The sequence below is a fragment of the Telmatobacter bradus genome (assembly GCF_048629425.1).
GTDB classification, from domain to species: domain Bacteria; phylum Acidobacteriota; class Terriglobia; order Terriglobales; family Acidobacteriaceae; genus Telmatobacter; species Telmatobacter bradus.
In genome coordinates this window covers 2,248,814-2,275,661 of sequence record NZ_CP184532.1, presented here as the reverse complement: position 1 = coordinate 2,275,661, position 26,848 = coordinate 2,248,814, and the positions used below count along the sequence as shown (strand labels likewise).

Annotated in this window: 26 protein-coding genes; 10 read left to right on the top strand and 16 right to left on the bottom strand. The window is 59.3% G+C overall.

Going from position 1 to position 26,848, the window contains the following annotated elements; all coding sequences use genetic code 11:
- The 4 genes from ACOBR2_RS09550 to ACOBR2_RS09535 form a co-directional block, all read right to left on the bottom strand.
- On the bottom strand, positions 1–1,713 hold the full coding sequence (locus tag ACOBR2_RS09550) for a nickel-dependent hydrogenase large subunit (RefSeq protein ID WP_420239789.1): 1,713 nt from the start codon (positions 1,711–1,713) through the stop codon (positions 1–3).
- A 5-nt stretch (positions 1,714–1,718) separates the two neighbouring features.
- A complete protein-coding gene (locus tag ACOBR2_RS09545; RefSeq protein WP_420239788.1) occupies positions 1,719–2,810 on the bottom strand; it encodes a hydrogenase small subunit in 1,092 nt (363 codons plus the stop codon).
- 578 nt (positions 2,811–3,388) lie between these two features.
- A complete protein-coding gene (locus ACOBR2_RS09540) occupies positions 3,389–4,324 on the bottom strand; it encodes a dihydroorotate dehydrogenase (RefSeq protein WP_420239787.1) in 936 nt (311 codons plus the stop codon).
- 341 nt (positions 4,325–4,665) lie between these two features.
- Positions 4,666–6,387 carry an alkaline phosphatase family protein gene (locus ACOBR2_RS09535; protein WP_420239786.1) on the bottom strand — a complete coding sequence of 574 codons (1,722 nt, stop codon included), beginning with the start codon at positions 6,385–6,387 and terminating at the stop codon, positions 4,666–4,668.
- Between the two features lie 194 nt (positions 6,388–6,581).
- Here ACOBR2_RS09535 and ACOBR2_RS09530 point away from each other — a divergent pair, with 194 nt between their 5' ends.
- Genes ACOBR2_RS09530 through ACOBR2_RS09520 form a run of 3 tightly spaced genes read left to right on the top strand, consistent with a single transcriptional unit; the run spans position 6,582 to position 9,575 of the window.
- Positions 6,582–6,926 carry a PadR family transcriptional regulator gene (locus ACOBR2_RS09530; protein WP_420239785.1) on the top strand — a complete coding sequence of 115 codons (345 nt, stop codon included), beginning with the start codon at positions 6,582–6,584 and terminating at the stop codon, positions 6,924–6,926.
- A complete protein-coding gene (locus ACOBR2_RS09525) occupies positions 6,923–8,665 on the top strand; it encodes an ABC transporter permease (RefSeq protein ID WP_420239784.1) in 1,743 nt (580 codons plus the stop codon). Before ACOBR2_RS09530 ends, ACOBR2_RS09525 begins: the two co-directional genes overlap by 4 nt.
- A complete protein-coding gene (locus ACOBR2_RS09520; RefSeq protein ID WP_420239783.1) occupies positions 8,568–9,575 on the top strand; it encodes an FtsX-like permease family protein in 1,008 nt (335 codons plus the stop codon). The genes ACOBR2_RS09525 and ACOBR2_RS09520 overlap by 98 nt, the downstream gene beginning before the upstream one ends.
- A gap of 27 nt (positions 9,576–9,602) precedes the next feature.
- Here ACOBR2_RS09520 and ACOBR2_RS09515 read toward each other — a convergent pair whose 3' ends face one another.
- The 3 genes from ACOBR2_RS09515 to ACOBR2_RS09505 all read right to left on the bottom strand — a co-directional run bounded on the left by ACOBR2_RS09515 (position 9,603) and on the right by ACOBR2_RS09505 (position 11,763).
- On the bottom strand, positions 9,603–9,944 hold the full coding sequence (locus ACOBR2_RS09515; protein ID WP_420239782.1) for a hypothetical protein: 342 nt from the start codon (positions 9,942–9,944) through the stop codon (positions 9,603–9,605).
- Positions 9,945–10,174: 230 nt separating this feature from the next.
- Positions 10,175–11,104, bottom strand: a complete 930-nt coding sequence (locus ACOBR2_RS09510; protein WP_420237773.1) for a branched-chain amino acid transaminase — start codon at positions 11,102–11,104, stop codon at positions 10,175–10,177.
- A gap of 461 nt (positions 11,105–11,565) precedes the next feature.
- Entirely contained in the window at positions 11,566–11,763 is a 198-nt protein-coding gene (locus tag ACOBR2_RS09505) for a hypothetical protein (protein WP_420239781.1), read from the bottom strand.
- A gap of 68 nt (positions 11,764–11,831) precedes the next feature.
- On the opposite strand from ACOBR2_RS09505, the gene ACOBR2_RS09500 reads away from it, so the two are divergent.
- The 3 genes from ACOBR2_RS09500 to ACOBR2_RS09490 all read left to right on the top strand — a co-directional run bounded on the left by ACOBR2_RS09500 (position 11,832) and on the right by ACOBR2_RS09490 (position 14,816).
- Positions 11,832–12,725, top strand: a complete 894-nt coding sequence (locus ACOBR2_RS09500; RefSeq protein ID WP_420239780.1) for an HAD-IIB family hydrolase — start codon at positions 11,832–11,834, stop codon at positions 12,723–12,725.
- A gap of 160 nt (positions 12,726–12,885) precedes the next feature.
- Complete coding sequence (locus tag ACOBR2_RS09495) at positions 12,886–13,641, top strand: lytic transglycosylase domain-containing protein (protein ID WP_420239779.1); 756 nt, start codon at positions 12,886–12,888, stop codon at positions 13,639–13,641.
- Positions 13,642–13,754: 113 nt separating this feature from the next.
- A complete protein-coding gene (locus tag ACOBR2_RS09490) occupies positions 13,755–14,816 on the top strand; it encodes a lysylphosphatidylglycerol synthase transmembrane domain-containing protein (RefSeq protein ID WP_420239778.1) in 1,062 nt (353 codons plus the stop codon).
- 89 nt (positions 14,817–14,905) lie between these two features.
- Here the strand turns inward: ACOBR2_RS09490 and ACOBR2_RS09485 are convergent, their stop codons facing one another.
- The 3 genes from ACOBR2_RS09485 to ACOBR2_RS09475 all read right to left on the bottom strand — a co-directional run bounded on the left by ACOBR2_RS09485 (position 14,906) and on the right by ACOBR2_RS09475 (position 16,518).
- A complete protein-coding gene (locus tag ACOBR2_RS09485) occupies positions 14,906–15,382 on the bottom strand; it encodes an RES family NAD+ phosphorylase (protein WP_420239777.1) in 477 nt (158 codons plus the stop codon).
- Positions 15,379–15,792: an antitoxin Xre/MbcA/ParS toxin-binding domain-containing protein gene (locus ACOBR2_RS09480; protein ID WP_420239776.1), complete on the bottom strand. Its 414-nt coding sequence runs from the start codon at positions 15,790–15,792 to the stop codon at positions 15,379–15,381. The genes ACOBR2_RS09485 and ACOBR2_RS09480 overlap by 4 nt, the downstream gene beginning before the upstream one ends.
- A gap of 72 nt (positions 15,793–15,864) precedes the next feature.
- Complete coding sequence (locus ACOBR2_RS09475; protein WP_420239775.1) at positions 15,865–16,518, bottom strand: DUF502 domain-containing protein; 654 nt, start codon at positions 16,516–16,518, stop codon at positions 15,865–15,867.
- Positions 16,519–16,638: 120 nt separating this feature from the next.
- On the opposite strand from ACOBR2_RS09475, the gene ACOBR2_RS09470 reads away from it, so the two are divergent.
- Both ACOBR2_RS09470 and ACOBR2_RS09465 read left to right on the top strand, forming a co-directional pair.
- Complete coding sequence (locus ACOBR2_RS09470; RefSeq protein ID WP_420239774.1) at positions 16,639–17,376, top strand: hypothetical protein; 738 nt, start codon at positions 16,639–16,641, stop codon at positions 17,374–17,376.
- Positions 17,377–17,832: 456 nt separating this feature from the next.
- Positions 17,833–18,639 (top strand): GvpL/GvpF family gas vesicle protein, encoded by an 807-nt coding sequence (locus ACOBR2_RS09465; RefSeq protein WP_420239773.1) that lies wholly within the window; start codon positions 17,833–17,835, stop codon positions 18,637–18,639.
- 74 nt (positions 18,640–18,713) lie between these two features.
- On the opposite strand, the gene ACOBR2_RS09460 is transcribed toward ACOBR2_RS09465, so the two are convergent.
- Both ACOBR2_RS09460 and ACOBR2_RS09455 read right to left on the bottom strand, forming a co-directional pair.
- The gene (locus ACOBR2_RS09460) at positions 18,714–20,027 is read right to left on the bottom strand and encodes an inositol-3-phosphate synthase (protein WP_420239772.1); all 1,314 of its coding nucleotides are present in this window, start codon (positions 20,025–20,027) and stop codon (positions 18,714–18,716) included.
- 114 nt (positions 20,028–20,141) lie between these two features.
- Positions 20,142–20,780, bottom strand: a complete 639-nt coding sequence (locus ACOBR2_RS09455; RefSeq protein WP_420239771.1) for a DedA family protein — start codon at positions 20,778–20,780, stop codon at positions 20,142–20,144.
- A gap of 148 nt (positions 20,781–20,928) precedes the next feature.
- On the opposite strand from ACOBR2_RS09455, the gene hemQ reads away from it, so the two are divergent.
- On the top strand, positions 20,929–21,759 hold the full coding sequence (gene hemQ, locus ACOBR2_RS09450) for a hydrogen peroxide-dependent heme synthase (protein ID WP_420239770.1): 831 nt from the start codon (positions 20,929–20,931) through the stop codon (positions 21,757–21,759).
- A 220-nt stretch (positions 21,760–21,979) separates the two neighbouring features.
- Complete coding sequence (gene nth / locus ACOBR2_RS09445) at positions 21,980–22,675, top strand: endonuclease III (RefSeq protein WP_420239769.1); 696 nt, start codon at positions 21,980–21,982, stop codon at positions 22,673–22,675.
- A 244-nt stretch (positions 22,676–22,919) separates the two neighbouring features.
- Here the strand turns inward: nth and ACOBR2_RS09440 are convergent, their stop codons facing one another.
- Genes ACOBR2_RS09440 through ccsA form a run of 4 tightly spaced genes read right to left on the bottom strand, consistent with a single transcriptional unit; the run spans position 22,920 to position 26,752 of the window.
- Positions 22,920–23,690, bottom strand: a complete 771-nt coding sequence (locus ACOBR2_RS09440; protein ID WP_420239768.1) for a uroporphyrinogen-III synthase — start codon at positions 23,688–23,690, stop codon at positions 22,920–22,922.
- Positions 23,687–24,628, bottom strand: a complete 942-nt coding sequence (hemC, locus tag ACOBR2_RS09435; protein ID WP_420239767.1) for a hydroxymethylbilane synthase — start codon at positions 24,626–24,628, stop codon at positions 23,687–23,689. Before hemC ends, ACOBR2_RS09440 begins: the two co-directional genes overlap by 4 nt.
- The gene (gene hemA, locus ACOBR2_RS09430; protein ID WP_420239766.1) at positions 24,609–25,904 is read right to left on the bottom strand and encodes a glutamyl-tRNA reductase; all 1,296 of its coding nucleotides are present in this window, start codon (positions 25,902–25,904) and stop codon (positions 24,609–24,611) included. The genes hemC and hemA overlap by 20 nt, the downstream gene beginning before the upstream one ends.
- Positions 25,905–25,921: 17 nt before the next feature.
- A complete protein-coding gene (ccsA, locus tag ACOBR2_RS09425; RefSeq protein ID WP_420239765.1) occupies positions 25,922–26,752 on the bottom strand; it encodes a cytochrome c biogenesis protein CcsA in 831 nt (276 codons plus the stop codon).
- Positions 26,753–26,848 lie beyond the last annotated feature (96 nt).

Here is a 26,848-nt window from a genome sequence, read left to right as displayed (position 1 = left end):
TCACTCAAAGGAAACCTGGTGAATGTGCTTGCCCTCGGGGTCATACAGATGGACCGAGCAGGCCAGGCACGGATCGAACGAGTGAACGGTGCGGATGATCTCTACCGGCTGGTCAAGCTTGGCCACGGGCGTACCGATCAGCGAGGCTTCAAAAGCCGAGTGCTGTTTTTTGCCGTCGCGGGGCGAGCCGTTCCAGGTGGTTGGAACCACCAGCTGGTAGTTGTCGATTTTGCCGTCCTTGATCTTGACGTAGTGAGCCAGAGCGCCACGCGGCGCCTCGGCCAGTCCCACGCCTTCGCAGTCCTTGGGCCAGTTCTTCGGATCCCACTTTTCAGGGCTGAAGGTGGCCGTCTCGCGCGTCTTGACGCGTTCCATCAGCTCGGCGAAGAACTCCTTGATCCAGACCACGCCCAGCGCCGCATCAATGCCACGGGCCGCGGTACGACCAAGCGTAGAGTAGAGCGCCTCAGCAGGCACGTTGAGCTTGCCCAGCACCTGACCAACGATCTCTTTCACGTCGGCGCGGCCAGCGGCATACGCCACCAGAATGCGGGCCAGCGGCCCCACTTCCATGGGGTTTTCTTTCCAGCGCGGCGTCTTCAGGAACGAATACTTCTCGTGTCCTTCGAGCGTCTCAAAGGGAGGCTTCGGCCCGGTGTAGTTGATCTTGGTCTCACCCTCCCACGGATGCAGGCCAACGTTGTTGCCGCCGTCATAGTCGTACCAGGAACTGGAGATGTACTCTTTGATTTCCTGTGAGTCGCGGGGATTGACCGGCAGCACATGGCTCAGATCGCGGCCAAGCACCGCACCACGCGGATACTTGAAGGCATCCACCTGCGCGTAACCCTTGGTCGGATACTCGCCGTAACTGAGGTAGTTCGAGAGTCCGCCGCCCCACTTGGCCCAATCCTTGTAGAAGCTGGCCACGGCCAAAAGATCGGGAATGTAGACCTCGTTGACGAAGTGGTCGGCCATGGCGATCTGCTTGGCCACCAGATTCAGCCGCTCGGTGTTGATGGCGGCTACTTCGTCCAGGTTGATGGAGCACGGAACACCGCCCACCAGGAAGTTGGGGTGCGGATTCTTGCCGCCAAAAACGGCGTGAATCTTGACGATCTCCTTCTGCCATTCGAGGGCGTCCAGATAATGCGCCACGGCGATCAGGTTCACTTCCGCCGGCAGCTTGTAGGCCGGATGCCCCCAATAGCCGTTGTTGAAGATGCCCAGACCGCTGTCGGCAAATTGTTTGATCTTGCCCTGAACTTCAGAGAAGTAGGCCGGGGTGTTCTTCTCCCACTTGGAGAAGCTGCCGGCCAGCTCGGCCGCCTTCTTTGGATCGGCCTTCAGAGCGTTCACGATGTCGACCCAGTCGAGCGCATGCAGGTGGTAAAAATGCACCACATGGTCATGCAGTTGCAGGGTCAGGGTCATGATGTTGCGGATCAGCTCGGCCGTGGGCGGCACCGTGATGCCCACCGCATCTTCCACAGCGCGCACGCTGGCGAGCGCGTGAATGCCGGTGCAAACCCCGCAAACACGCTCGGTTATGGCCCAGGCGTCGCGCGGATCGCGCCCGATCAGGATTTTCTCTAGACCGCGGATCATCGTGCCGGAGCTGAAGGCGTCGGTGATCACGCCATTTTCCACCACTGCTTCAACACGCAGGTGGCCTTCTATGCGGGTGACTGGATCTACGACTACGCGTGTCATGTCGCCTACGACTCCTCCTGCTGGTCTTCGGTGTGAACTTCGGCAATCAGCTTGTGCTTGCCAACGTTGGTGGCAACCGCATGAGCGGCAACGCCAGCCAGAGTCGCCACGCCAACCACGGCACCGATCTTGTCGGCCGTGCTCTCAATGCCAAAGCCCGGGAACGACGGCAGATGCTGATAGAACGGTCCGTTGTCCCAGAAGCCCTCTTCACTGCAGCCGATGCAACCATGGCCGGACTGAATCGGGTAGCTGGTGCCCTCGTTCCACTTGGTGACCGAGCAGGCGTTGTAGGTGACCGGTCCGCGGCAGCCCATCTTGTACAGGCAGTATCCTTTGCGCGCGTTCTCGTCGTCGAAGGACTCGACGAACAGGCCGGCATCGTAGTTGGGGCGACGATAGCAGGTGTCGTGTACGCGGCGACCGTAGAACTCCTTGGGACGACCGAGCGAATCGAGCGCCGGAATCTGCCCGACCACCAGCAGATGCGTCACCACGGCCATCATCACGTCAGCAATCGGTGGGCAGCCAGGGACGTTGATCACCGTCTTGTTGATGAGCTTGTGAATGGGGGTTGCGCCGGTGGGATTGGGGTGGGCAGCCTGCACGCAGCCATTCGAGGCGCAACTGCCCCAGGCCACCACTGCCGCGGCATCGGCTGCGACTTCCTGCAGAATCGATTCGGCCGTCTTGCCGCCGATCATGCAGTAAACACCGCCGTCCTTGGTAGGCACTGCGCCTTCCACCAACACAATGTACTTGCCCTTGTTGTTGGTGATGGTGTCCTTGAGGCTCTTTTCGGCCTGGAAGCCGCTGGCGGCCATCAGAGTCTCGGTGTAGTTGAGCGAAAAGATGTCGAGCAGCGCATCGGCCACAATGGGATGCGAGGCCCGGATAAAGGACTCGCTGCAACAGGTGCACTCTTGAAAGTGCATCCAGACAACGGCCGGTTTTTCCTTCTTTTCAAAAGCCGAAACAACCTGGGCGACCCCTGCCTGTCCCAGACCGGCCATAGTGGCTGCCGCCGTACAGAACTGCAAAAAGTCCCGTCGGCTATAGCCCTTCTGCTGCATTGACTGCCAAATGGAATGACCCATGCCTACCTCTCTTGAAACCTGCATCGGGATTCCCCTGAACGGGTATTGACAACTGGACAGAGTCAGGGGCCCAGCCAATGTCTGCGAAGTTACCTTGATGGAAAAACGGATGGCTGTGATTCCTATCACAACGTGCGATAGATCACACCAGAATGGTCAACCATTGCCGCAAATTTCTGCTTCATCCCGGGACTAATGGCCCTAGTTTCTCCAAATTCCGGCCAACATTCCGGCCAACGAGTCAGCTCGGCAGCCTCATCCTAGAGCATTTCTCCAATACACGTGCAGTTTCGAATTGCGTGCAAGGTGGCTTTTTCTTAAGGAAAAAAGCCACTCGGCATCCAGCTTTCGGTCTACAGCAATTGGAGAAATGCTATAGAGCTGAAAGTAGCGTGATTGAAGTACCTTCTATCGCCAGCAGGAGCAGAAAATTTCAAATCGGGAGATTGGCTGGAGGGAGTTTTCGAAATGGAGGAAACAGGAGAGAGTCGGCTTATGCACAAAAAGATCCTGCCCAGGCCTCCAATGGGCACTGGGCAGGATCTTCGAGTCAATCAAAATAGCTTTACAAAACGAAATTACTCTTCGGGCTCCGGTAGGGTTGGGCTGGGAACTTCCAAAGCTCCGGTCAGGCTGGAAACCTTCTCCACCTGATGCGAGCGGCACCAGCTCTCCAGCCCCTTGGCGAGCTGTTCGGCAGCGCAGGGATCGGCAAAACTGGCCGTGCCCACCTGAACAGCCGTAGCACCGGCCAGCAGGAACTCCACCGCGTCTTCGCCCGTGACGATGCCGCCCAAGCCGACGATGGGAATTTTGACCGCTTTAGCCGTCTCGTAGACCATGCGCAAGGCAATCGGCTTGATGGCCGGACCAGAAAGCCCGCCCGTGACGTTGCTCAGCCGAGGCTTGCGGGTTTCAGCGTCGATGGCCATGGCCATAAAGGTGTTAGTGAGGCTGACGGCGTCGGCACCGGCATTTTCAGCCACCTGGGCCATGTGGGCAATGGAAGTCACGTTGGGCGAGAGCTTGACCAGCAGCGGCCGCTTGGAGACGGCCTTGGCCTTGCTCACCAGATACTCAAGCTCACCCGGATCGGCTCCGAAGGCCATGCCACCGGCATGCACATTCGGGCAGGAGACGTTCAGCTCGTAAGCGGCAATGCCCTTGGCGTCATTCAAGCGCTCGATGACGGCGCAGTAGTCGCCCACCGTGTAGCCGAAGACGTTCACAAAGACCTTGCACTTGGGATAGCGCTTGAGCGGGGGCAGCTTACGGGCGATAAAGTCTTCCACGCCTACATTCTGCAGCCCGATGGCGTTCAGCATGCCGGCCGCGGTGGGCAGCAGACGCGGAGCCGCGTTGCCTGCCATCGGCTCCAGCGAGATGCCCTTGGTGACAAAGCCGCCGATCTTTTCCAGCGAGATGATCTCTTCGAATTCAATGCCGTAGCCAAAGGTGCCACTGGCGGCAATTACGGGGTTGGTCAGCTCAATGCCGGCCAACTTCACTTTCATCTCGGGTTTCACGCTCAGCTCAGTTCCCTTCCTTCAAGAAAAATCAGATTCGATGGACTTTCGTCCCGGATTCCTGCTGCGGGGCAAAAGGTGAAAAGTGTCCCGCAGGGGCTAAAGAGGCTGCGGAAAAACGGTTGAATCCTTGCGGGGGGCAGGAGAGAAACGCCCCTCAGGGGCTAAAGCCCCGTTGATTTTATTGCGTTTATTTGGCACGGCTGAAGCCGTGCCCTTTCAAAACCGAGCCCCAAGAGAGTTTTTCCGCAGCCTGTAAAGCCCCCGACCACTTTGCAGGATTTTTTGCGGGGGTTAAAACCCCCGCCTCCCTCCGCAGGAGTCAATTCCTACTTTGCAGCCTTCACGGTTTTAACCGCCTCACTCAGCACACGACCACTGGCCGCCGAGGGCAGGTTAACACCCGCCAGCGAAGCAAAGGTCACGGCCAAATCTACCGGGGCTACACGTCCATGATACTCGCCCGCGACAAACGGCTCACCATAGAAACCGAGCGGCACATGACGGTCGTAGGACCAGGGGCTGAAGTGGGTGGTTCCAGCAAACTGGCCCGAACCCTGCATCTGATAGGCGTCGAGCACCATCATTACGAACCAGTTGCCGTGCGAGGTGTAGCTGTGGGCGATCTCGCGGCCCCAATCGCTGGGCGGCAACTGACCATTGGCCAACTGCAGGCGGGTATAGGCGTACTGGACACGCGGATACGTGGGCAGACGCTCTTCCGAAGGCGCGGGCAGCGCGGCATTCGGCTTGAGCACCGGCGGCGGATTCTGGTTGAGCGTGGCTACGGCCTCGGGCAGTAGCTCGGCCACGGCGTCTTCGGCCGTCTTCTCATCGATGTGCAGCTTTGCAAAGGTACGCTTGTCGAGCACGATGTAGGGCAGGTCGGGATGCGGCATCAGGAAACTGGGCTTGGCTGCGCCAGTCGGCTGTGCCGGGGCAAAACGCTTGGCAAGCGCGACGTTCAGCGCATCGTAGACCTTGTCCATCTTGACGGCCACGGCATTCACGCCGAGCTTGGCGGCTTCGCCCGGAACCGGAGCCACGCCGTGGTCGGCGGTCAGCGCCATCCACACGTTGTTCAGGCCGATCTTCTTGTCCAGCCAGTTATTGAAGTTGTCGAGCGACTTGTCGAGGCCCAGAATCATCTGCTCCTCGCTCTCGGAGTCGGGTCCGAACTGATGGCCCTGAATGTCGTTGGGCGAGAGCGAAACCACCAGCAGGTCGGTCACGTCGTTCTGGCCCAGATGTTCGCCATCAATCAGCGCCTTGGCAAAATCCAGTTCGTAGTCGTTGGCGGCGGGCGTACGGCCCACCAGCTCAAAGAATTGCTGGGTATTTTCGTCGGCGTTGGCCTCGCGAGCGGCCTGAGCGCGACGGCCACCTTCATTGAAGGCCGTGGCCCAGCCGGGCAGATGCTGCATGTAGAAAGTCGAAGTGGTGAACTTACCGCTGTTCTGTTCAACCCAGAATGCGCCGTTGGCCGTCTGCCCGGCAGGCAGAATGGCGGCACGATCCTTGAGCGAAACGCCGTAGACGCGGGCCTTGCCGGCGGTGGCCAGACGCAGCTCATCGCCCAGCGTGGTGGCGCGCAGATTCAGCGGCGAGCTTCCCACCAGAAACTTGGCGGCATTGGCCGGAGCACCGGGCTGATTGGCGGGAATCGAGCTGGGGTCAACATCGACCAACCGATAACGCTCATCCTGCACACTGCTCACCTGCTCGTCGAAGGAGCGGGTCGGATCCCACCACTCATTCGAGTCAATGCCGTGGCCATCGGTATACGCACCGGTGCCAATGGTGGCGTGGCCGGGAGCCGTCTTGGTGTTGGCGTAGTCGTAATAGCAATCGGTAAACCAGGCACCCTGCTCGGTGAACAGACGGAAGCCGCGGCCCTGGAACTTGGCGCGGTCGCGCATCAGATAATCGCCACGGAACTGGTCGATCACCACGATCACGATCAGCTTGGGCTTGGCGGCAAAGGCCTGGGCGTGGGCAACCACATGGGAGAGAACCAGCAAGGCAGCAACACAGGCGACAAATAACTTCATTCGCAGCTTCATTCGGCCAAAGATCTTCATGCCTCCGATGATACCAATCCGAGACGTGGCGCTGGATCAATCTGTGATGAAGCTTGTGCCTGCGCAGGCCGGATTTTGTCTGCGACGGTCGGAGAAAAGATTCCCCTTGACAGTCGACAAGAGCAGCGTTATTGTTCCTGTCGAACGTCAAGGGGGAAAGATTCATGGCCGATTCTTCCGATCTGCTGCAGGGAACACTCGATCTTCTGATTCTGCAGACGCTTTCTCTGCAGCCGATGCACGGCTGGGGTGTGGCGCTGCGCATTCAGCAACTTTCCGCCGATGTGCTGCAGATCGGTCAGGGATCGCTCTACCCGGCGCTGCACCGGCTGGAGTACCGTGGCTGGATCGAAGCCGAATGGGGCGAATCGGAGAACAACCGCCGCGCCAAGTTCTACGCGCTCACCACTGCAGGCCGCAGCCAACTGGAGGCCGAGCGCAACCAGTGGCAGCGGATGACGACTGCCGTCGAGCAGGTTTTGCGCCTTGCTCCCGAGGCCGCGCAATGAGCGCCGCATGGCTTCGGCGAACGGCCTTTCTGCTTCGCCAGACGCTTCGCCCACACCTTCGCCAGCAGGAGCTTGACGAAGAGCTGCGCTTTCATCTGGAGCAGGCCGAAGAAGCGCATCGTGCCGCTGGCCTGAGCGCCCGCGAAGCCCATCGCCGCGCGCTCATTGAATTCGGCGGCCTGGAGCGCACCCGCGAACAGTGCCACAGCCAGCGCCCCGGCTGGCGGCTGGAAACCATCCTGCTGGACGTGCGCTACGCCATGCGCGGCTTTCTGCGTCAGCCGGTTTTTACCCTCACGGCCATTCTTACGCTGGCGCTCGGCATCGGAGCCACCACCGCCGTCTTCAGCGTGGTGGATCGTATTCTCTTCCGCAGCCTGCCTTATGCGCACAGCGACCGTCTGGTTTCTGCCGGGATAGTGCAGTCCCTTGAGGTGCAGGAGTTCATGCTGGGCGGCTTTTACTACCAGTGGAAGGACAAGCAGACACCCTTTGAAGCCATGGCTGCGCAAGGAACCATGCTGCATCCCTGCGATCTGGTGGAGAACAATCCCGTGCAACTGAATTGCATACAGACACAGCGCGGTTTTCTGCCTCTGCTGGGCATTTCACCGGCACTCGGGCGCAATTTTCTTCCGGAAGAAGACCGGCCCAACGGTCCGCGTGTCGCGCTGATTTCCTATGGTCTGTGGAGCGACCGCTTCCATCGCGATCCGGGCGTTCTGAACCGGCTGATCAATGTGGACGGAACGGATGCGCGCGTAATTGGTGTGCTGCCCAAGGGTTTTGAACTGCCCACTCTGCAAGCGCCAGATCTGCTGCTGCCGATGGCGCTGAACGAGGGGCAAGAACGCACCGCAATTCCCGGTACGCCGATGCGCGTCTTTGCCCGGCTCCGGCCCGGCGTTAGCCTGGAGCAGGCCAAAGCCTCTCTCGATCCACTCTTTGCGCAGTACCAGCAGAATGTACTGCCCCCGCGCATCCGCAAGGACTTCCACCTGAGCGTGCGCTCGCTGCGAGCCCGTGAAACCTCGGACATTCGCCTGGCTGCATGGATCCTTTTTGCAGCGGTGCTGGCCGTGCTGCTGATTGCCTGCGCCAATGTGGCCAGCCTGACGATGGCGCGCAGCCAGGCGCGGGCGGGCGACCAAGCCATGCGGTTGGCGCTGGGCGCAAGCCGGGGACGGCTGATTCAGCAGGCGCTGACCGAAGCCTGCCTGCTTTCGCTCTCAGGAGCAGCCCTGGGCATGGCGCTGGCCGTAGGCCTGCTGCACATCTTTGTGCAACTGGCACCCACTGGCATTGCCTTCCTCAACCACGCCACGCTCGACCTGCGTATTGCTGGCTACGGTATTGCTGGCGCTGGTCTGCGGCCTCTTCTTCGGCATTCTTCCCGCCCTGCAACAGCCCTCCGCCGCTGCGCTGACGACACATGCAACACCGTCGAGCCAGAAAACCTTGCTGCGACGCGGGCTGGTGGTAGCGCAGATTGCCGTTTGCCTGGTTCTGCTCTCCTCTTCGGCTTTGCTGCTGCGCAGTTTTTCCAGAATGCAGAACCAGCGGCTGGGCATGCAAGCCGACAGCGTGTTGACCGCGCGAATTGCGCTGCCCAGCTTCCGCTACAACACCGCGCAAAAGAAGATGGAGTTTTATCTGCGTGCCGAAGAGTCCATGGAGCGACTGCCCGGTGTGCGCAGCATAGCAATCACCGACTCCGTGCCCCCGGGCGGCTGGAATAGCGGCGGGCGTTTTTCCGAGCTTGGTGTGGAGGGCAAGCCGCCCATGACGCCCGGAACCGGCGGATCGATTGTCACGCGGCTGGTTACCCCCGGCTACTTTGCCGCGCTGCGGATTCCCATAGTGCGCGGCCGCGGATTCACCGAGCAGGACCGCGGCGGCAACGAGCAGTCCGTGATTCTGAGCCGGCTCCTGGCCAGCCGCCTCTTTCCCGGCGAAGATCCCCTCGGGCAAAAAATGCGCATCACGCACGACGGCCCGTGGGTCAGCGTGGTGGGCGTGGCCGAAGACGTGAAAAACAACGGCCTGACAGCCGCCAATACGCCGGAGCTCTACACGCTGCGCCGCAACCTCGCGCAAGACTGGAGCAGCGGCCCCACGCCGGTGCTGCTCATTGACAGTGCACTGCCCCCGGCCAACCTTGCCCCGTGGCTCCGCGCGCAGATCTCCGCACTCGACCCGACCGTTCCGGTGCAGACGGAAACATTGCAGCTCACCGTCCGCAAACTGGCCGATCAGCCGCGTTTTGAAACAGCTCTGCTGGGCTTCTTCGCGCTTTGCGGGCTACTGATGGCCTTGATTGGTTTGTACGGCATCGTAGCTTTCCTGGCCGTGCAGCGCACTCGCGAGATTGGCGTGCGCATGGCTCTGGGCGCAACCAGACCGGCCATTCTGCGGCTCATGGCGCAGGAGGGTTTGCGTCTGCTTGGCTTGGGGATTTTGCTGGGACTCTTGGCCGCACTCGCTACAGCACAACTGCTCAAGAGTCTGCTCTTTGGCGTTGCGCTCTACGATCCGGCAGCGTGGGCAACAGCCGTTCTGCTGCTGGCGCTGGCGGCCACCGTCGCCACGCTCTTTCCCGCCCTGCGCGCCACCAAGGTGGAACCTGTTGTTGCGCTGCGTTGCGAATAGTCCGCAGGCAAACCCAAGGCGCAGAGACTACAAAAGCTCTTTGAACATCTTCGCCCAGAGATACGCAAACGCATAAATCGATAGATAGATTAGCCCAACCGCCAGCAGAATCAGAGCGGGGCGCACCAGTCTACGCAGCCCCAGCTTCGGATCTTTGTACCACTGCAGAACTGGTGATTGCACGGCGGTGATGCCAAACATGGCAGCAGATTCCGGCTTTAAGGCAGGCTTCTTCTTGGTCCCGGTCTGATAGCGATAGCCTCCGGGAAGAGGCAGAGTGGAAAACCAGCCACTCTCACGCAATACGGTGAAATAACCGGCGGAGGTCGGGGTGAAATCGCGGCGGTTCCATTGACGGGGCTTGTTCATGGCAGCCTCCGATGAGTGCGAATCTCGGCTGGAAGCATACCACGCAAATGGGGATGTTGCGTGAGGAAAAGCGAGACAGCAAACCAGCGAGTCGGCGAGTCAGCAAGTCAGCGCGGAGAGCAGTGGTTCTGGCAACGAAACTGTGTTCCATTTCCCATGCTCCATGCGCTGACTCGCTGGTTTGCTCCATGCGCTGACTTGCTCCATGTGCTGACTTGCTGACTCGCGATCTACTTCGCCGCTTCCACCTTGACCGGCGTCAGCCAGCCGAAGCGGTCCGGCTTGTGGCCGCTGGCGATGGCGAAGAACTCGTCGGCCAGCTTCTTGGTGATCGGTCCCGGATTGCCGTCGCCCACCAGAATCTTGTCGATGGAGCGGATTGGCTGCACCTCGGCGGCTGTGCCGGTGAAGAAGACCTCGTCGGCAATGTAGAGCAGCTCACGCGGAATCGACTGCTCGACGACCGTCAGGCCCAAGTGGCGGGCCAAGGTCAGCACCGAGTCGCGGGTAATGCCGCTCAGCGCCGAGTTGGCCAGCGGCGGCGTGTAGATTACCCCATTGCGCACCACAAAAACGTTCTCGCCCGAACCTTCGCTGACTGTGCCGTTCACGTCCAGAGCGATGCCTTCCTGGTAGCCGTTCGACTCGGCCTCCATGCGGATCAGCTGCGAATTCATGTAGTTGGACGCGGCCTTGGCCAGCGACGGCATGGTGTTGGGCGCCAGACGGTTCCAGCTGGAAACGCAAACGTCGGCTCCGCCCGTGCCCTGAATGTACTTGCCCCAGGGGAAGTTGGACACCAGAACCTCAATCGGCGAACCGTGCGGGCTGACGCCGATCTCGCCGTAGCCACGCAGCGCAAAGGGGCGAATGTAGCAGGGGGCAACGCCGTTGGACTCCACCAGATCGACCACCGCCGCGCACAGCTCTTCGAGCGTGTAGGGCAGATCCATGCGATAGATGCGGGCCGAATCGAGCAACCGCTGCATGTGCTCGGGCAGGCGGAAGATGGCCGCGCCCTGCGGCTGGGCGTAACAGCGAATCCCCTCGAAAACACACGACCCGTAGTGAACCACGTGACTCATCACGTGCAGGGTCGCCTGCTCCCAGGCAATCAGCTCTCCGTTGCGCCAAATATGTTTTGTCGGTGTGATAGGCATGGGGGCGTTCGTACTCCTTCCGCGCGCAGCTCGCGCGCAAACCCTAGGGTAACGCGTGGGAGGGCTTGCGGGGAAGGTTGGGTGGGGCGGGAGGCTGGCTTTACAGGCTACGGAAAAACGCGTGGCGGAGGAAGGCAGGGGTTTTAGAGCATTTTCGGAATACACGTAGCCCTTTTTAAGGGCTTGCAAGGTGCATTTTTCTTGAGGAAAAAGGCACTTAGCGCCCAGCTTTCGGTCTACAGCAATTCCGAAAATGCTATAACCCCAGCAAAAATCTGCACAATGACCGAGGGCTTCAGATCTGGAAGTTTTTCGGAAGTTCGCAGCCAAAGTAGGCAGGGCAAGAAAAAGCCCGAGCCTGAAGGCGGTCCTCTACGAAGGCCATCTTTCAGGGGCCTGAAGGCCCCTGCTCCCTCCGCAAATGCAACCTCACTTTGGGCAAGTTTTTCTGCAAACTTCGCCTACTGCGGCGTAATCACCCCACCCAGCGCATGACGCCTGGGCAGGCGGATGCCGCGATGGTCTACCTCGGCGGCGAGCTGTAGCGGCTGGGCTTCGAGGGGGTCGCGGACCAGCAACGAGCCGCCGCAGGCCGGGCACCAGTCGGCGGGCAAATCCGCTTCCAATTCGGCGTGGCACTGGCTGCAAAGACGTTCCATCCACCTAGCCTACCCCATTCCACACTGCCTGCGCAGCGCGGAAACGCCTCAGCCGGTACACTGGATCCATGTACCCACCTGTTCGGCTCATTGCCATTGATGTGGACGGAACCCTTTTGCCGAGCGTAGGCGGATCCATTACCCCACGCACGGGCCGTGCGCTGGTTGACGCACAAAAGGCGGGCGTTACCGTCGCCATTGCCACCGGCCGCCGCACCGCCTACACCGCGCCGCTGCTCGACGGGCTACATCTACGAGCGGATACACCCCTGCTTACGTCCAATGGTGCAGTACTGCGCACGCTGGGTGGACAGTCGCTGGACCGCTGCTCGATGCAGGCTCGTGTGGCCCGGGGCATTTGCACGCTGCTGCGCCCCTTCGGCTGCCTGATCTTTACCTTTGACCGTCCCGGCCGGGGCGAACTGGTTCTGGAGGACATGGATACCGCGCGGGGCCGCATTGCGCTGTGGATTGAGGCTAACCGTCAGGCCATCGAGGTCTTCAAGCCGCTGGAAAGCGCTTTTGAAGACAGCGACGATGTGGCCACACAGCCGATTCAGGGCATGGCCGCCGGTACCCTCGCCCAGATGCGGGAGGCCGAGGCGCTGTTGAAGGCCAGCCCCTGGGCGACGGAGTGCGATTCAGTCCGCACCGAGTACCCGGCGCGCGATCTGGCGATTCTGGACCTGCTGCCCAAGGGCGTTTCCAAGGGTTGGGGGCTGAAGCGGCTGGCGGAGAGGCTGGGCGTAGACCGCAAGGAAGTGATGGCCATCGGCGATAATTGGAATGATCTGGACATGCTGGAGTGGGCCGGTCAGGCCGTGCTGATGGGCAACGCCGTACCGGAGCTGCACACCATGGCCAAGTTGAATGGATGGAAGCAGGCCCCGCCCAACGATCAGGATGGCGTGGCCGTGACCATTGAGGCCGCGCTCAAAAAACTGGATGCTCTGGCGGTCTAAAGCAAATTCAGAGTTGGTGCAGTGCGAGTCGATGCTTTCCAGTGCAGTTTTCCTCAAGAAAACTGCGCCTAACACCTTCTTCCCGCCCCCACGGAAACTCTGGATTTGCTCTAAGAACGCCTTCCGCCGGGCACAAAAATGCACTAGGATGATTCTGCCGATGTTCCCCCGACGCACACGCACGCTGCTTCCGCTTCTGGCCGTCTTTTGTCTGCTGGAAAGCGGCCCGGCACGCGCCGCCGAGCTTGCTCTTCTGCACAACGGATTCGAGCAGCCCTGCCATCATCACGCCGTGGTCGATGGCCGTCTGCGGCTCTATCTGAGCCCAGGCGAAGGCAGCTTCATTGACTACGCGCAGGAGGATGTGGAGCGTTTTGAGCTGGTTCCGGATCCGCCCGCAACTCCGGCTGAAACCAATTCGAAGCTGCTTGCCACCCCCACCGCAGCCAGCGCACCCCTGAGTCAGGCCGATCTGGGCGAGATTCTGACGACGGCTGGAAAAACGCACAATCTGGACGCGGATCTGCTGGCCAGCGTGGTGAAGGCTGAAAGCGGCGGCAATGTCCATGCGGTCAGCCGCACCGGAGCACGCGGCCTGATGCAGTTGATGCCATCCACCGCCGCCACATTGGGCGTGGCAGACAGCTTCCAGCCCGAGCAGAACGTGCGTGGCGGCTCGGCCTATCTGGATGCGCTGCTCGACCGCTATCACGACAATCTGGCGCTGGCGCTGGCGGCCTACAATGCCGGTCCGGCGGCCGTGGACAAGTACCACGGCATTCCGCCCTACGCGGAAACCCGCGCCTACGTGGCCCGCGTGATCCACGAGTTCAACCGGCGCGTGATGGCCCGCCAGGCGCAGGCCCGCTCCACGAAGCCAGCGTGGACGGCCAAGTCAGCGGCCTTGCAACCATGAAGCCTGCCCTGAGCGTAGCCTGCCCTGAGCGTAGCCTGCGAAATTCTCGCCCGATTCATCCTCAGGTCGTAGGATAGAAACTGCAAAACCGCAAGAAAATTTCTGGAGATCCCTTGAAGAAGAAACAACTGATTCTTACGCCTGTAGCCCTGCTTGCCATAGCTATTTTGTTCACCTGGGGTTGCCGACGCTTTCACTTCGACTTTAGCCAGCTCGGGCAACAAATCAAACTCGCCGACTGGCGCATGGTTCTTCTGGGAATTGCCAGCATTTATGTCGCCTACGTCTTCCGCGCCTACCGCTGGGCCTATCTGATGCGCCACTCCAAGCGCGTGCAGCCGCTTTCGCTCATCGGCACGCAGGTGATCGGCTTTACAGCCGTGGCGTTGATTGGCCGCGTGGCCGACCCGGTGCGGCCCTTTCTGGTGGCAAAAAAGACCGGCTCTGACCTGAGCACGCAGTTCGCGGTTTACGTTGTTGAGCGCCTCTTCGATTTTGGCGCCATGGCCATCATCATCTTCTCGGTGATTCTGCTCTCGCCAGCCGGTTCCATGCCGCATCAGGAGATCGTCCGCAAGGTAGGCACCACGGGGCTTGTGGCCACTATTGGCGGAGGCCTGTTCCTGTTGTTTGTACGCATGGCTGGATCCTGGGTGGCCTCGCTCTTTGAAACGCTCTTTGGCCTGATCTCGCCCAAACTTGGCCACGCCGCCGGACAGAAGATCCGCGCTTTCCATGCCGGGCTCGACAATATGCGCTCGCTGACCGACCTGATCGTGGTGCTGAGCCTTTCGCTCTCCATGTGGGCGTTGATCACCGTTGCCTACATCTCCACCCTGCGCGCCTTCACGGCCTGCCCGGCACTGGCGACGATGAACCTTTCCCGCGGCATTCTGGTGATGGCCATCAGCGGTGGCGCCAGCGCTCTGCAACTGCCGATCATCGGGTGGTTCACGCAGATCGGTCTGGTGGCAGCGGCGCTCAGCGGACTGTTGGGAGCAGCACCGGAGGCCGCTACGGCAGCCGCCGCGGTTCTTCTGCTGGTCACCTTCCTGAGCATCATTCCCATCGGCCTGACCTGGGCACAGTTTGAAAACATCAGCCTGCGCTCGATCACCGAAGAAAGCGAACACGCCGGCGGCAAGATCAGCGACAAATCCGAAGTGGAAGCCTAGACGGCGGGTCAGCAAGTCAGCGCATGGAGCGTGGGAAATGGGCACAGCTTCGTTGCCGGAACCAATGCTCTCCGCGCCGACTTGCTGACTCAGACAAATGGACTGGATCCGGTATGAAACAGGCGTTTGTCGTACCGGATCCAGCAGCTTTCTGCCACGAGGATTCCCGGTGCATCGCCATGCAATGGATTCAGCAGCACATTGAGCGAACGCGGGGATGGAGCGGAAGGAACCACGGCCAGAGCGCTCGACCGGTTTTTGAGCCACGCATCACCAGCCTGCCGACAGAACTGCGCGTCGCGGGCCTGCTCTTCGCTCTCTACCAGCTCGATTCTGCGGGCAAAAGCTTCATCTTCCACTTGAACTTTGAGTAGCTGGAATCCTTGCGGAAACAGGGCCGGGTTGCCTCTGAGGTTGGCGAGCGTCTCCACCAGCGCAACGGCTGGATGTTCCGACAGGTAGACGATCCGTTTGCCCATGGCGGCCGTATGCCAGCGCCCATCCGCTTTTTCGCCTCCAACCCCTGCAAGATCAGCGTGGTTGCTGATTCTCCAAAGATGGATCAAGCGTAAATCCCCTCGTCGATCTGCCAGAGCATGCTTTCCACAAGCCTTCCCCCCGGTTCGCTCACCAGCATCTGGATGGGGGTGCGGTCATTCAAACGCTCATCCGTGGAACGCAGCCACAAAAAAGCCTTTTCGCGCGAGCCAAAGACCTGTTCGGCCAATTCCACAATGCGTGCCACACGCACTACCCGCTCGGTTTCAACGCTGGAAAGTGGTTCCTGACGGGTTTTGCGGTGCTTGAGGGTGCGCGGAGAGATGATGGATCCGGCAATTTCGGTAAACGTCAACCCATGTTTTTTGAGGTGCTCAATGGTGGCTAACGGAAATCCCTTTTCCGTCTGGGTAGCCAACTCCAGATCCGACATGGGTTGAACACCAATGAATGAGAAAACCTTGGGGTTGGTCGCCATGGATACCTCTGCGGACATTATGCCACAACAGGCACAGGCATATTGCCCAAGCATTAGTCTACTCTCTGGATTCTACGATCTGGCTGACTTTTCAAAGCGGATCGAATCCGGCCCTACCGCGCCGCCGGTCATCAGCATGCTCATAGCCTGTTCCATGCTCAGGTCCGTATCGGTCACCCGGTCGAGCGGCAGAATCTGCAAAATCGCCGAAGTCGGATTAATGGCATTCGGCAGCAGCACGGCAGCTAGCGCCTGTCCGGTGCTCTCGTCGGTCATCTGGCGCGTCAAAAAACCAATACACTTCTGCCCGGCGATGGGAAAGTCCACCAGCACCACGCGCTGGCTGCTCTCCTTTTTGGCCATCATCGTATCCAGCAACTGCCGCACCGAGGTATAGACCTTGGCTACAAAGGGCAGACGCTCCAGAATGGCCTCAAAAAGCCGGAACAAGTGGCGGCCCACCACCAGCGAGGTGACGCGGCCTGTGACATAAAGAACCACCACCGTCAGCAGAATCGCCAGCACGGACTGCAGCCAGGGCTGAAGCAGCAACTCTTCCGGGAAGATGACGGCCATCAGCTTGACCATCGGCAAACCGGCCTTGGCCAGCGTGCTGAACAGGAAGCTGAAGATGAGGCAGGTGACAAACAGCGGACCAATGGTAAGAATGCCAGCCAGGATATTGCTTTGCAGGCTGCGCATTGCCCGCGAGTAAAGACGCTTCATGCTTGCTCCGAATGCTTGAATAGGCTTAGGGCTGTACTGAGGATACGCGATTTCTGTTGCCTCCCGAACTACCTCCCCTTCCTGAAAGCCACAACGCCACTATAGTAGAAACAGAAGCTGATGAGAGATTCGCTCGAAGACGTGTTGAATGATCGCAATCCGGGCACGGATCGCGCCCAGGGAACGCCTCTTTCCCGAGGAGGAAGAGGGCGTTACGTTGCTGCGCCGGAAGCCAAACCGAGGTTTGCGTCAGAATTCGAGTCTGAGCCCGAGCCCAAACCCGAGTCTGGACCAGGTCCAGCGGCCGCCGCAAAGCAGCCCGCAGCGCGTCCTGGGGCAGCCCGGCAGCCGCAGCCCAGCGCCAACCCGCAGGCCAGCAGCGACCCCTTCGCCAGCAACATTCAAAAAGCTATCAGCGCCTTCAAAATCGCCATGCCCTTCGTGCAGAAACTGCTTCCCCTGCTCGATCTGCGTGCGCCAGCCACTCCCAGACCCCAGAGCGCTCCATCGGCGCTGATTCCGACCCCGGCGCAGTCTGTTGAGGTGGTGCGGGAACCGGCTCAGTCCGCGCATCTGGCTCCGATCAAAGAGAGCCTGAATCAGCTTCAACAGGAGCAGCACGAGCTGCGTGGGCAGATGACGGAGCAGAATGCTTCGCTCAAGCGGGTGGAAGACCGGCTCGACATGGTGCGCCAGGCGACGGACCGCAATACGCTTGAGCAGCAGGAGCTGATGGATGATCTGAAGTCAGTGGGCACACGGGTAAACATTGTCACAATTGTGATGCTGGCGATGCTCACCCTTTCGTTATTGCTGAATCTAATCCTTTATTTACATATTCAACGGGTACTTCCCTGAGGAATTCTGCGGAATTGCAAAAAATTCCGCTGAATGGAATTTCCAGTGGACTCCAACTTTATGAGGGTGTCTTCGTAAGTATTTTATTTTCAATCATGACGATCTAAAAATTTGGAAAATCTCTTTTCTGTTTCTCTGTTTCAGGAAGTTAAAACTGCAAAGGATCAAGACCTACATGATCTAAAAGGACTGTTTTATCGACCAAATCCGCAGGATCAACATCCGATTTCATCGTACAAAAGTTACTTTGATCATTCGAGCCGTCTAGGACACGGATAGCTAAGTTTGCTGTTGCCAACCGTATTTTCGGAAGGCTAGGATTCGCGTAGTTGAACTGGGCTACCAAACTACGGTTCTTGCCCTCCTCCATGTATAAGCTGTTCACAAGCTCACCGCGTTTCACCAACGAGCAGCGCTTGTTCAGTAAGCTCGCGTCTGCGAACGGAGTGTCTCGATATGGCATGGTATGCCTACTGCATCGGTGAAAAACTAGCCTTTCCTGAGTTAGCCCGTCATCGTAAACCAGTTCCTCTGGAATCAGTTCACGGAATTAGCGGAAACCAGGTTTTTTTGTACCCCGCAAGTGATTTGGCCATTGTCGTTAGCGAACATAACTCGAGCGAAAGCCTGAATCCAAAGTCAGGCGTCGATCACGCACGCGTCATCTCCGACTGCTTTCAGCAGTCAACCGTCCTTCCCTTCCGCTTCGGCACCATCTTCAACGATGACGAGAGTCTGCGGAAGTCCATCCGGTCCAACCAGCGGCAGTTTGTGACTAACATTGAAAAACTGCGTGGCAAGACCGAAATGCATCTGAAGATTCTGGTGGACGATTGTTGCACCAAGGAGGTTTCCAGCCAGATTCCGGCAGCGACAGGCCAGAAGTATCTGTCCAACCTGCGCGAAAATGCCACCCGCGCCCGTGAGCGGCAAACCCGCGCCCGGGCAATCAGCTTCCAGATGCATCGCTTGTTTATGCCGCTCGACGAGGAGGTCAGCTGTCGGTTGACTGAAAACGGCAAGATGCTGCTCGACATTGCACATCTGATTGACCGCAAGTATGTGGAACGCTACCAGAACAAGTATGCCTCCACCAGCGTCATGATGCGCGATTGCACCATGCAGCACTCCGGTCCGTGGCCGCCGTATCACTTCGTCCACCGTTTGACGCGTCCTGCGCATGCGGCAGTGGCCGCCATGCCACCACAGGCTATTGTGGCTCCCGCACTTCCAGTGCTAGAACCCGCAATCGTGCTCGCCTGATTTCACTCACTCTCCCGTTCAACGAAAGAAAAGCCCCGGCCATGGCCGGGGCTTTTCATTTTCTGCATCTGAGATTAGTCGTAGTATTCCAGGCCGAGGTGCGTGATCAGCTCTTCGCCGGCAATGTGGCGCAGAGTGTTCTTCAGCTTCATCGACTGAATGAACAGATCATGCTCCGGCTTCAGGCCTTCGGCCGTCTGCGGGGCCTTCAGGTAGAAGCTGAGCCACTCCTGCACACCAATCGATTGCAGCTCGGGCGTACGCTTGGCCAGATCGAGGAAGAGCACCAGATCGAGCGCCACGGGGGCAGCCAGAATCGAGTCACGGCAAAGGAAGTTCACCTTGATCTGCATCGGGTAACCGAGCCAGCCAAAGATGTCGATGTTGTCCCAGGCTTCCTTGTCGTCGCCACGCGGCGGATAGTAGTTGATGCGGATCTTGTGGTACAGATCCTTGTAGAGGTCGGGGTAAAGCTCCGGCTGGAAGATGTACTCCAGCGAGTCGAGCTTGGACTCTTCCTTGGTCTTGAAGCTCTGGGGATCGTCCAGCACTTCGCCGTCGCGGTTGCCGAGGATGTTGGTGGAGAACCACCCCTTGACGCCCAGCAGGCGGGTCTTGAAGGCGGGCGCGAGCACGGTCTTCATGAAGGTCTGGCCGGTCTTGAAGTCCCTACCGCAGATGGGGGCATGGTTCTTCTTGGACAGTGCGACCATGGCGGGATTGTCCACCGTCAGGTTCGGTGCACCGTTGGCAAAGGGCACACCCTCGCTGAGCGCCGCATAGGCGTAGATCTGCGAAGGAGCAATGCTGACGTCGTTGTCTTCAAGGCCCTTTTCGAAGGCCTCAATGCTCTGATGGACGGCAGTCGGCTGCAGGAAGATTTCCGTCGAGGCAGCCCAGATGACCACCACACGATCCACGGTCTTCTTGAAGTTGCGAATGTCCTCGATCACCTGATTGGCCAGATCGCGCTTGTTCTTGCCCTGCTTGACGTGCGTGCCATGCAGGCGCTTCACGTAGTACTGGTCAAAAACGGCCGGCAGCGGCTTGATGGTTTCCAGGTAGGGCTTGATCTGGTCAAGCAGCTTCTCGTCCAGAACCTTGGCGTGGGCGGCAGACTCGTAGACGTTGTCTTCGAAGATGTCCCAGCCGGTAAAGACCACATCGTTGAGGTCAGCCAGAGGCACGAATTCCTTGATCAGTGGGGAGCGGTTTTCCGTACGCTTGCCCAGGCGGATGGTGCCCATCTGGGTGAGCGAACCAATCGGCTTGGCCAATCCGCGGCGTACAGCTTCCACACCGGCGATCATCGTGGTAGCCACAGCACCCAGGCCCACGACCATTACGCCCAGTTTGCCTTTTGCAGGAGCGATCTTCTCTGTCGACATTTTCTTTGACCTTCCTTGTTTTTGAGGCGCAGGATCTTGCCCACGCTCTTGTGCATGGTTGGCGGGCCAATTGACCCGTCGTCAGCTCTTACTCAAGTTTGTTTTAGCTGCCTGTCAGGCCGCAACCGAGGCTTTGGAGCGCCGGATGTGCGACCAGACAAACCAGACGATTGCCGCCAGCAATGCAACCTCAACTCCGAGGTGGAAGCGGTGAAACGCCTGGTGAAAACGGGGGTCGGTATGCCACTTCTCCCCCAACTTCATGCCTACATAGGCCAGACCGAAGCACCAAGGCCACGATCCCAGAAAGGTGTACATGTGGAACTTTGCCTGCGGCATTCTGGCAATACCTGCCGGAAAGGCAATGAACGTCCGTACAACCGGCAACAGGCGACCCAGAAGAACCGTGATGGATCCGTACTTCTCAAAAAACGAAGTCATACGGTCCAGATCGTGATGGCTCATCAGAACCAGCTTGCCGTAGCGCTCCACCAAGGGGCGACCACCGGCGGCACCGATCCAGTAAGCAACCAGAGAGCCAAGGTTGCAGCCAATTGCTCCTGCCGTAGCTACAAGCAGCAAACTGAAACGGCCGCAAAAAACCAGGTAGCCGGCAAAGGGCATGATGATCTCAGATGGCAGCGGAATACAAGCCGACTCAATCCCCATCAGAGCGGCAACACCGGCATAACCACCAAAACTGATTGCCCGGGTTACCAACAAAACAAGAAGCGCAATAATCTTTTCACTCATGAACAACCTCAGTATAGAACCCGCAAGTGGCTTGTTTACCAAAATTTAGCGGAAACTTTCCTGCACACGCTTGCACACACGTATGCATTTCCATTTTGATACGATGTGGGTAACGGGCAACTCGTAATCTGCTCGTATGGAGGCATTCATGACGGAATTTTCCCCTGTTCCTCTCACGCTGGAAGGCTCGGCGACACTACATCAGTTTTTCCGCTTTGATTGGAAAGCCTGGAAGAGCTGCACACCTGCCGAACGTGCGCGGATTGTCTCTGAAACCGCGAAAACACTGAAGATGCTGGAGCGCGAATCGGAGGACGCACCCGTCCGCTCGGCCATTTTTTCGCAGCTTGGCCACAAAGGCGATCTGGTGCTGGTCCACTTCCGCGAAAACTTCGAGGAGCTGAATCAGGTGGAACTGGACCTGGCCCAGACGCCACTCTATGACTACCTGACGCTGAGCCACTCCTATGTTTCCGTTGTGGAACTGGGACTGTATGAGTCCAGCCGCAAGACCTGGGAGGCTGCCGCCGCCAAGGGACTGGAGCCCAACACGCCGGAATTCAATGCCGAGGTGCGCTCCAGCCTGGAACGTGGCGCTTCTGCCATGGCTCCACGCCTTTATCCGGCAATCCCCGATGCCAAGTACCTCTGCTTCTACCCCATGGACCGCAAACGCGGCGAGGACAAGAACTGGTACGCGGTACCCTTTGCCGAACGCCAGCGCATGATGCACGAACACGGCATGATCGGCCGCCGCTACGCCGAGGTGGTCAAACAGGTTATTACCGGCTCGGTCGGTCTGGACGACTGGGAGTGGGGCGTGACGCTCTTCGCCGAAGATCCGGTGATCTTCAAGAAGATCATCTACGAGATGCGCTTTGACGAAGTCTCGGCTGTCTACGGGCTCTTTGGCCAGTTCTTCCTGGCCCTGCGTCTGGAACTGGACAAGCTGGGCGATTGGACGGAAGGCAAGCTGTAAAGAACGATAATTGCGACCTTTACTAACGAGCGATGTGGTACATTGATCCTCGTCTTGCGTGAGGGAATGTGATGCGCTCGTTAGTTAAGGTACTCTGTGGCATCGGAGTAGTCGCCTTTATCCTGCTTTTATTCCGGCATACAGATGTCCGAGTCGCGATTCTGCATGTCAGTTGCAGTGATGGGTGGTAAGAAGAATTTCGAGATTGTAGACTCAGTTCATGTCGAACCGGAAAATATTCAACGTCCCCGGATCTCACCGCAAAAATGGTTTCCTCACTCCTGACCGCATTGAAGCCATTCTGCGCGGGCTCGATGAAGCCTATCCTGACGTGGAATGCGCTCTCACCCATAGTTCGCCGTGGGAGTTGCTGGTGGCAACGATTCTTTCCGCGCAGTGTACCGACGTGCGCGTGAACATGGTTACGCCCGCGCTCTTCCGTCGCTTCCCCACGCCGCAAAAGATGGCCAAAGCTTCGCTTGAAGAGCTGGAAGGACTGATCCGGTCTACAGGTTTTTATCACAACAAGGCGAAGAACATTCAGGGCGCAGCGCAGGTGCTGCTGGAAAAGTTCAAGGGCAAGGTTCCTGAGACGCTGGATGAGCTGACGCAACTGCCCGGCGCGGCGCGCAAAACCGCCAACGTGGTGCTGGGCGTCTGCTTTGGCAAGGCCGAGGGCGTGGTGGTGGATACACACGTCTTCCGCATTACGCGAAGGCTGGCGCTGGCCAAGGGCGATACGCCACAGAAGGTGGAGCAGGAGTTGATGAAGATTCTGCCTGAGGAGCGATGGATCGGCTTCAGCCACCAGATCATCCATCATGGCCGCGCGGTCTGCTATGCGCGCAAGCCCAAGTGCGACCAGTGCAATCTGGAGCAGGTGTGCACGGCGAAAGACAAGACTTGGCAGTCGTAGATAAAACAGAGTAGGGCGCAAGGAGAAGGCGCCAAACAGGCTGTCGATTGTCATCCTGAACGACCGCAGGGAGTCGAAGGATCTGCGGTTGCTTTTTGCCTCTTTCCCCATGAACTCTGGCTCCAAAGACGCACAACTTCCGCAGAAGATCCTTGAAGAACAACCGCAGATCTTTCGACTCCATTTGGCCAAAAAACCGGCCAAACTCCGCTCAAGATGACAGAGCATTTACGTTTTTTATACTTCAGGCAGGGTTCACAATGCGATTCACGGCTTCCACCAACCCCGGAATATCGCAGGGGACAGCCTCGGCAGCGAGTTCCCAGCCTGCATTGCGCAGGGTTTCGCTGGTGATGGGTCCGATGGAGATGGCCTTCACGCCGTCGAAGGGAAAATCAATTCCAGCCGCCTGAGCAGCACTCGCCAGATGCGTCACGCTCGACGAACTGGTGAAGGTGGCAGCGGCAATTCCCTCTTCCAGTGCGGCGCGGAGCAGGGCTGGCGCGGCGGCGGGCAGCACGTTGCGATAAGCGTCCACCACATCGACCAGCGCACCCGCTGCACGCAGCGCGTCGGGAATCACATCGCGCGCAACTTCGGCGCGGGCCAGCAGGATTTTCTTCTGGAAGACTTGCCCTTGCAGGCTCTCCACCAAGGATTCCGCAACGTACGTTTCAGGAACCAGCGCAACCTTCAGACCAGCTTTTTCGGCGGCTCTCGCAGTGGCAGAACCCACCGCTGCCACTTGCTGCAACGCAGCAACAAGTGCAAGCGAAAGGCCAAGCTCCGCCGCACGATCCACCAGAGCGCGTACCGTGTTGCCGCTGGTCAGAATCAGCCAGTCGTAGCTGGCAATGGAACGTATCGCCTCATCCAAAGCACTGCAATCCGCAGGAGCTTCGATGCTGAGCACGGGAACCTCGACAGGCTCCAGACCACGGGCACGCAGCGCCTCACTCAAGCGGCCCGCCTGATGGGCGGCACGCGTGACCAGGACGCGACGGCCCTTGGTCACTTCTGGCCTCCGGCCGAGCAGCTCAGAATTTCTTCTGCGCCCGCATCCTTGAGCTTCTGCGCGATGAGCTGGCCAAGAGCTTCGGGATGGACAGCGGCGGCAGCGTGCTCTACACGAACAGCTCTGCCGGTGGCAGGATCAGCCACCACACCAAAGACCTCATACCAGTCGCCCACTTCAGCGCCGGGAGCAATCGCCGGGCGGCAGTGAATGCCGATAGGAACCTGACAGCCGCCACCCAACGCCGCCAGCGCGGCGCGTTCCGTAGCGACGGCAAAGCGGGTGGGCGCATGATCGAGGAAGCTGAGCGCATTGAGCACGGCAGCATCGTTTTTGCGCGCTTCAATGCCGAGCGCTCCCTGACCGGCAGCCGGGCAGAACTGGCGCGGATTCAAACGCTCACGCACCCAGTCGGTCTTGCCCAGACGATCAAGGCCAGCGGCAGCCAGCAGAATCGCGCTCACCTGCCCTTCCGCTAGCTTGCGCAGGCGCGTATCCACATTGCCACGGAACTCGATGGCTTCCAGATCAGGCCGCAGAGCCTTGAGCTGAGCGCGGCGGCGCTGGCTGCTGGTTCCCACGCGCGCGCCCTGCGGCAACTCGGAAAGATTTTTGTAGTTCACGGCAACCAGCACATCGCGCGGGTCTACACGATGCGGCGTAGCGGCTAATGCGAAGGGCTCAGGCAGTTCGGTGGGCAGATCCTTGAGCGAGTGCACGGCCAGATCGATGCGGCCTTCAGCCAGAGCCTCTTCAATCTCCTTGGTGAACATGCCCTTGGAGCCAACCTGCGCAAAGGTGACTTCCTGCAGCTTGTCGCCGGTGGTCTTGATGATTTCGATCTCAACCGCGTGGCCTTCGGCGACGAGCAGAGCTTCAATGTGATGGGCCTGCCAGAGGGCAAGCTGGGAACCGCGACTACCGATGCGCAGCTTCATGGTCTTCCTTTGTTTCGGATTCGTTTTGTGGCACGGCAGAGATCTGCCAGACGTCGCAAAGCGCATTGATCTTGCTCTGATCGCTTTCGCGCGCGGCCTGCTTGAGCGCCAGCATGGGCGGATGAAGAAACTTGTTGACCAGGCCACGGGTGAGCGCCTCGACCGCAGCCTGCTGTTCAGCGGAAAGCGAGGCCAGCTTGGCGTGCATGCGCTCGAGCTCCGCCCGGCGCAACTCTTCCGCCCTTTGCTGCAAGGCAACAATCGCCGGAGCCACATTGACCGCAAGCTGCCGCTGCTGGAATCGCTCAACCTCGGCGGCCACAATCGACTCAGCGTCGGTGGCTTCGCGGGCGCGTTCGGCCATGTGCGCCGCCGCCACCTGCTGCAGATCGTCCACGTCATAGACGAAGATGCCGTCCAGCTTATTCATGGCCGGATCAACGTCGCGCGGCACCGCCATGTCGATGAAGAACATGGGCCGGTTGCGACGCTTTTGCAGGAAGGCCTGTCCATGCTGCCGGGTGAAGATGACGTGCGGCGCTCCGGTGGAAGTGAGCACAATGTCGGCCTGCGCGGCGGCTTCATAAATCTGCTCGAAGGGCACCACCTGCGGCGTGATGCGGCCGGCCACTTCCTCGGCCATGCGCTCGGCGCGCTCCAGAGTGCGATTGGTCACCAGAATCTTGCTCACGCCCTGCTGCATCAGATGCCGCGCGGCCAGCACGCTCATTTTGCCTGCGCCCACGATGAATGCAGTGCGGCCTTCCAGTGAGCCGAAGATCTTTTTCGCCAGTTCCACGGCAACCGATGCGATGGAAACCGAGTTGGCGCCGATGCCGGTTTCACTGCGCGCTTTTTTGGCGGCGGAAAAGGCGCTCTGCATCAGGTGCTCAAGCTGGCCACGGACGGTGCCTGCGGCCTTGGCCACGGCGAAAGCTTCCTTCACCTGACCGAGGATCTGCGCATCGCCCACCACCATTGAGTCCAGGCTGGCGGCCATGCGGAAGAGATGATCGACAGCTTCTCGGTCGCGGTACTCGTAGATGTGGGGCAGAATCTCGTCGGTGGCCACGCCAAAGTGCTGGGCCAGGAACTCAGCCACCTGCACGGCGGGCGTTTCCAGCGCGGCAATCATCTCCACACGATTACAGGTGGAAACAATCATGCACTCGGCCACTCCGGGCAGTGCCGCCAACGCACGCGTCGTATCCGGCAGAGCGGCACGGCCGATGGCGACTTTTTCGCGCAACGCCAGCGGAGCCGTTTTGTGATTCACACCAATCAGCGTAAGCGTCATTGGGGACCGAACCTGTGCACATGGCCAATCAAATTCGCGGCCCAGACGACCATCATCCCCACCAGGACGACCCCGGAGAGATAGGCCGCGCGGCGGCCCCTGAGCCCGGCGCTGTGACGAACACACAAGAGAAGAAGGTACACCAACCAACTGAGAAATGAGGCAATCACCCTCGGATCGAGGAAATAGGCGGCCCCGAGCGGCATTTCCTGTGCCAGTACGGAACCAATCAGAAGACCAATCGTCATGCAGGGAAAGCCAAACTCCAGCGTCGCCAGAGCCACGCGTTCGAGTGTGTCGAGTGGGGGCAGCCACTCCAGCAGCGAACCACTTTTGCCGGGCAGAATCTTCGTTTTGATGCGTTTTTCCTGCACCAGATAGAGCAACGACGTCAGCAAGCTGAAGCTCAGCGCGGCATAGGCCAGCAGGAGCGCGATAATGTGCGCGATCAACCAGCTGGTACGCACGCCCGGCGAGGGAAAGGTATAGCGATCCGGCCCCAGAGAGGGCACAAAAACAATGAAAAAGGTGGCAGGAAAGGCGAAAACACCCAATGAAATGGCGTCATAAAACCACCAGACCAGAAAGAAGAGTCCGGCGATGATGAAACCGAGCAGCGACTCCAGATCCCGCATGCCAGCCGGCATCCAGTGATGGGACTGCACCAGCATCTCCACCACCGAGACAAAATGGAAAAAGAACGCCATTCCGCCCAGATGGACGCAGCTTTTGCGCCAACGTTCCATGCCGTAGAGGACCGCGGGGAAGACGGTAATACCGGCAGCCGCATAAAGGACCGCCGCAACTCGTAGCCAGAGGAGGTACATACCGTTCCTTACCTTACTAGGTGAAAAAGACAGTATACTGTGATCCAAATCACCTAATCAGAGATGTTGCTTCTTTCCTTAAAGCTGTTCCCAGCG

Excerpts from the sequence above, each read along its gene's own strand:
- ACOBR2_RS09460 (WP_420239772.1), bottom strand. The coding sequence starts at position 20,027 with ATGTCGACAGAGAAGATCGCTCCTGCAAAAGGCAAACTGGGCGTAATG.
- hemC (WP_420239767.1), bottom strand. The coding sequence starts at position 24,628 with ATGAAGCTGCGCATCGGTAGTCGCGGTTCCCAGCTTGCCCTCTGGCAG.
- ACOBR2_RS09495 (WP_420239779.1), top strand. The coding sequence starts at position 12,886 with ATGTTCCCCCGACGCACACGCACGCTGCTTCCGCTTCTGGCCGTCTTT.
- ACOBR2_RS09480 (WP_420239776.1), bottom strand. The coding sequence starts at position 15,792 with ATGGCGACCAACCCCAAGGTTTTCTCATTCATTGGTGTTCAACCCATG.
- ACOBR2_RS09530 (WP_420239785.1), top strand. The coding sequence starts at position 6,582 with ATGGCCGATTCTTCCGATCTGCTGCAGGGAACACTCGATCTTCTGATT.
- ccsA (WP_420239765.1), bottom strand. The coding sequence starts at position 26,752 with ATGTACCTCCTCTGGCTACGAGTTGCGGCGGTCCTTTATGCGGCTGCC.
- ACOBR2_RS09550 (WP_420239789.1), bottom strand. The coding sequence starts at position 1,713 with ATGACACGCGTAGTCGTAGATCCAGTCACCCGCATAGAAGGCCACCTG.
- ACOBR2_RS09510 (WP_420237773.1), bottom strand. The coding sequence starts at position 11,104 with ATGCCTATCACACCGACAAAACATATTTGGCGCAACGGAGAGCTGATT.
- ACOBR2_RS09500 (WP_420239780.1), top strand. The coding sequence starts at position 11,832 with ATGTACCCACCTGTTCGGCTCATTGCCATTGATGTGGACGGAACCCTT.
- ACOBR2_RS09515 (WP_420239782.1), bottom strand. The coding sequence starts at position 9,944 with ATGAACAAGCCCCGTCAATGGAACCGCCGCGATTTCACCCCGACCTCC.
- ACOBR2_RS09525 (WP_420239784.1), top strand. The coding sequence starts at position 6,923 with ATGAGCGCCGCATGGCTTCGGCGAACGGCCTTTCTGCTTCGCCAGACG.
- ACOBR2_RS09455 (WP_420239771.1), bottom strand. The coding sequence starts at position 20,780 with ATGAGTGAAAAGATTATTGCGCTTCTTGTTTTGTTGGTAACCCGGGCA.
- hemQ (WP_420239770.1), top strand. The coding sequence starts at position 20,929 with ATGACGGAATTTTCCCCTGTTCCTCTCACGCTGGAAGGCTCGGCGACA.
- ACOBR2_RS09545 (WP_420239788.1), bottom strand. The coding sequence starts at position 2,810 with ATGGGTCATTCCATTTGGCAGTCAATGCAGCAGAAGGGCTATAGCCGA.
- ACOBR2_RS09465 (WP_420239773.1), top strand. The coding sequence starts at position 17,833 with ATGGCATGGTATGCCTACTGCATCGGTGAAAAACTAGCCTTTCCTGAG.
- ACOBR2_RS09470 (WP_420239774.1), top strand. The coding sequence starts at position 16,639 with ATGAGAGATTCGCTCGAAGACGTGTTGAATGATCGCAATCCGGGCACG.
- ACOBR2_RS09540 (WP_420239787.1), bottom strand. The coding sequence starts at position 4,324 with ATGAAAGTGAAGTTGGCCGGCATTGAGCTGACCAACCCCGTAATTGCC.
- ACOBR2_RS09475 (WP_420239775.1), bottom strand. The coding sequence starts at position 16,518 with ATGAAGCGTCTTTACTCGCGGGCAATGCGCAGCCTGCAAAGCAATATC.
- ACOBR2_RS09505 (WP_420239781.1), bottom strand. The coding sequence starts at position 11,763 with ATGGAACGTCTTTGCAGCCAGTGCCACGCCGAATTGGAAGCGGATTTG.
- nth (WP_420239769.1), top strand. The coding sequence starts at position 21,980 with ATGTCGAACCGGAAAATATTCAACGTCCCCGGATCTCACCGCAAAAAT.
- ACOBR2_RS09535 (WP_420239786.1), bottom strand. The coding sequence starts at position 6,387 with ATGAAGTTATTTGTCGCCTGTGTTGCTGCCTTGCTGGTTCTCTCCCAT.
- ACOBR2_RS09520 (WP_420239783.1), top strand. The coding sequence starts at position 8,568 with ATGGAGTTTTATCTGCGTGCCGAAGAGTCCATGGAGCGACTGCCCGGT.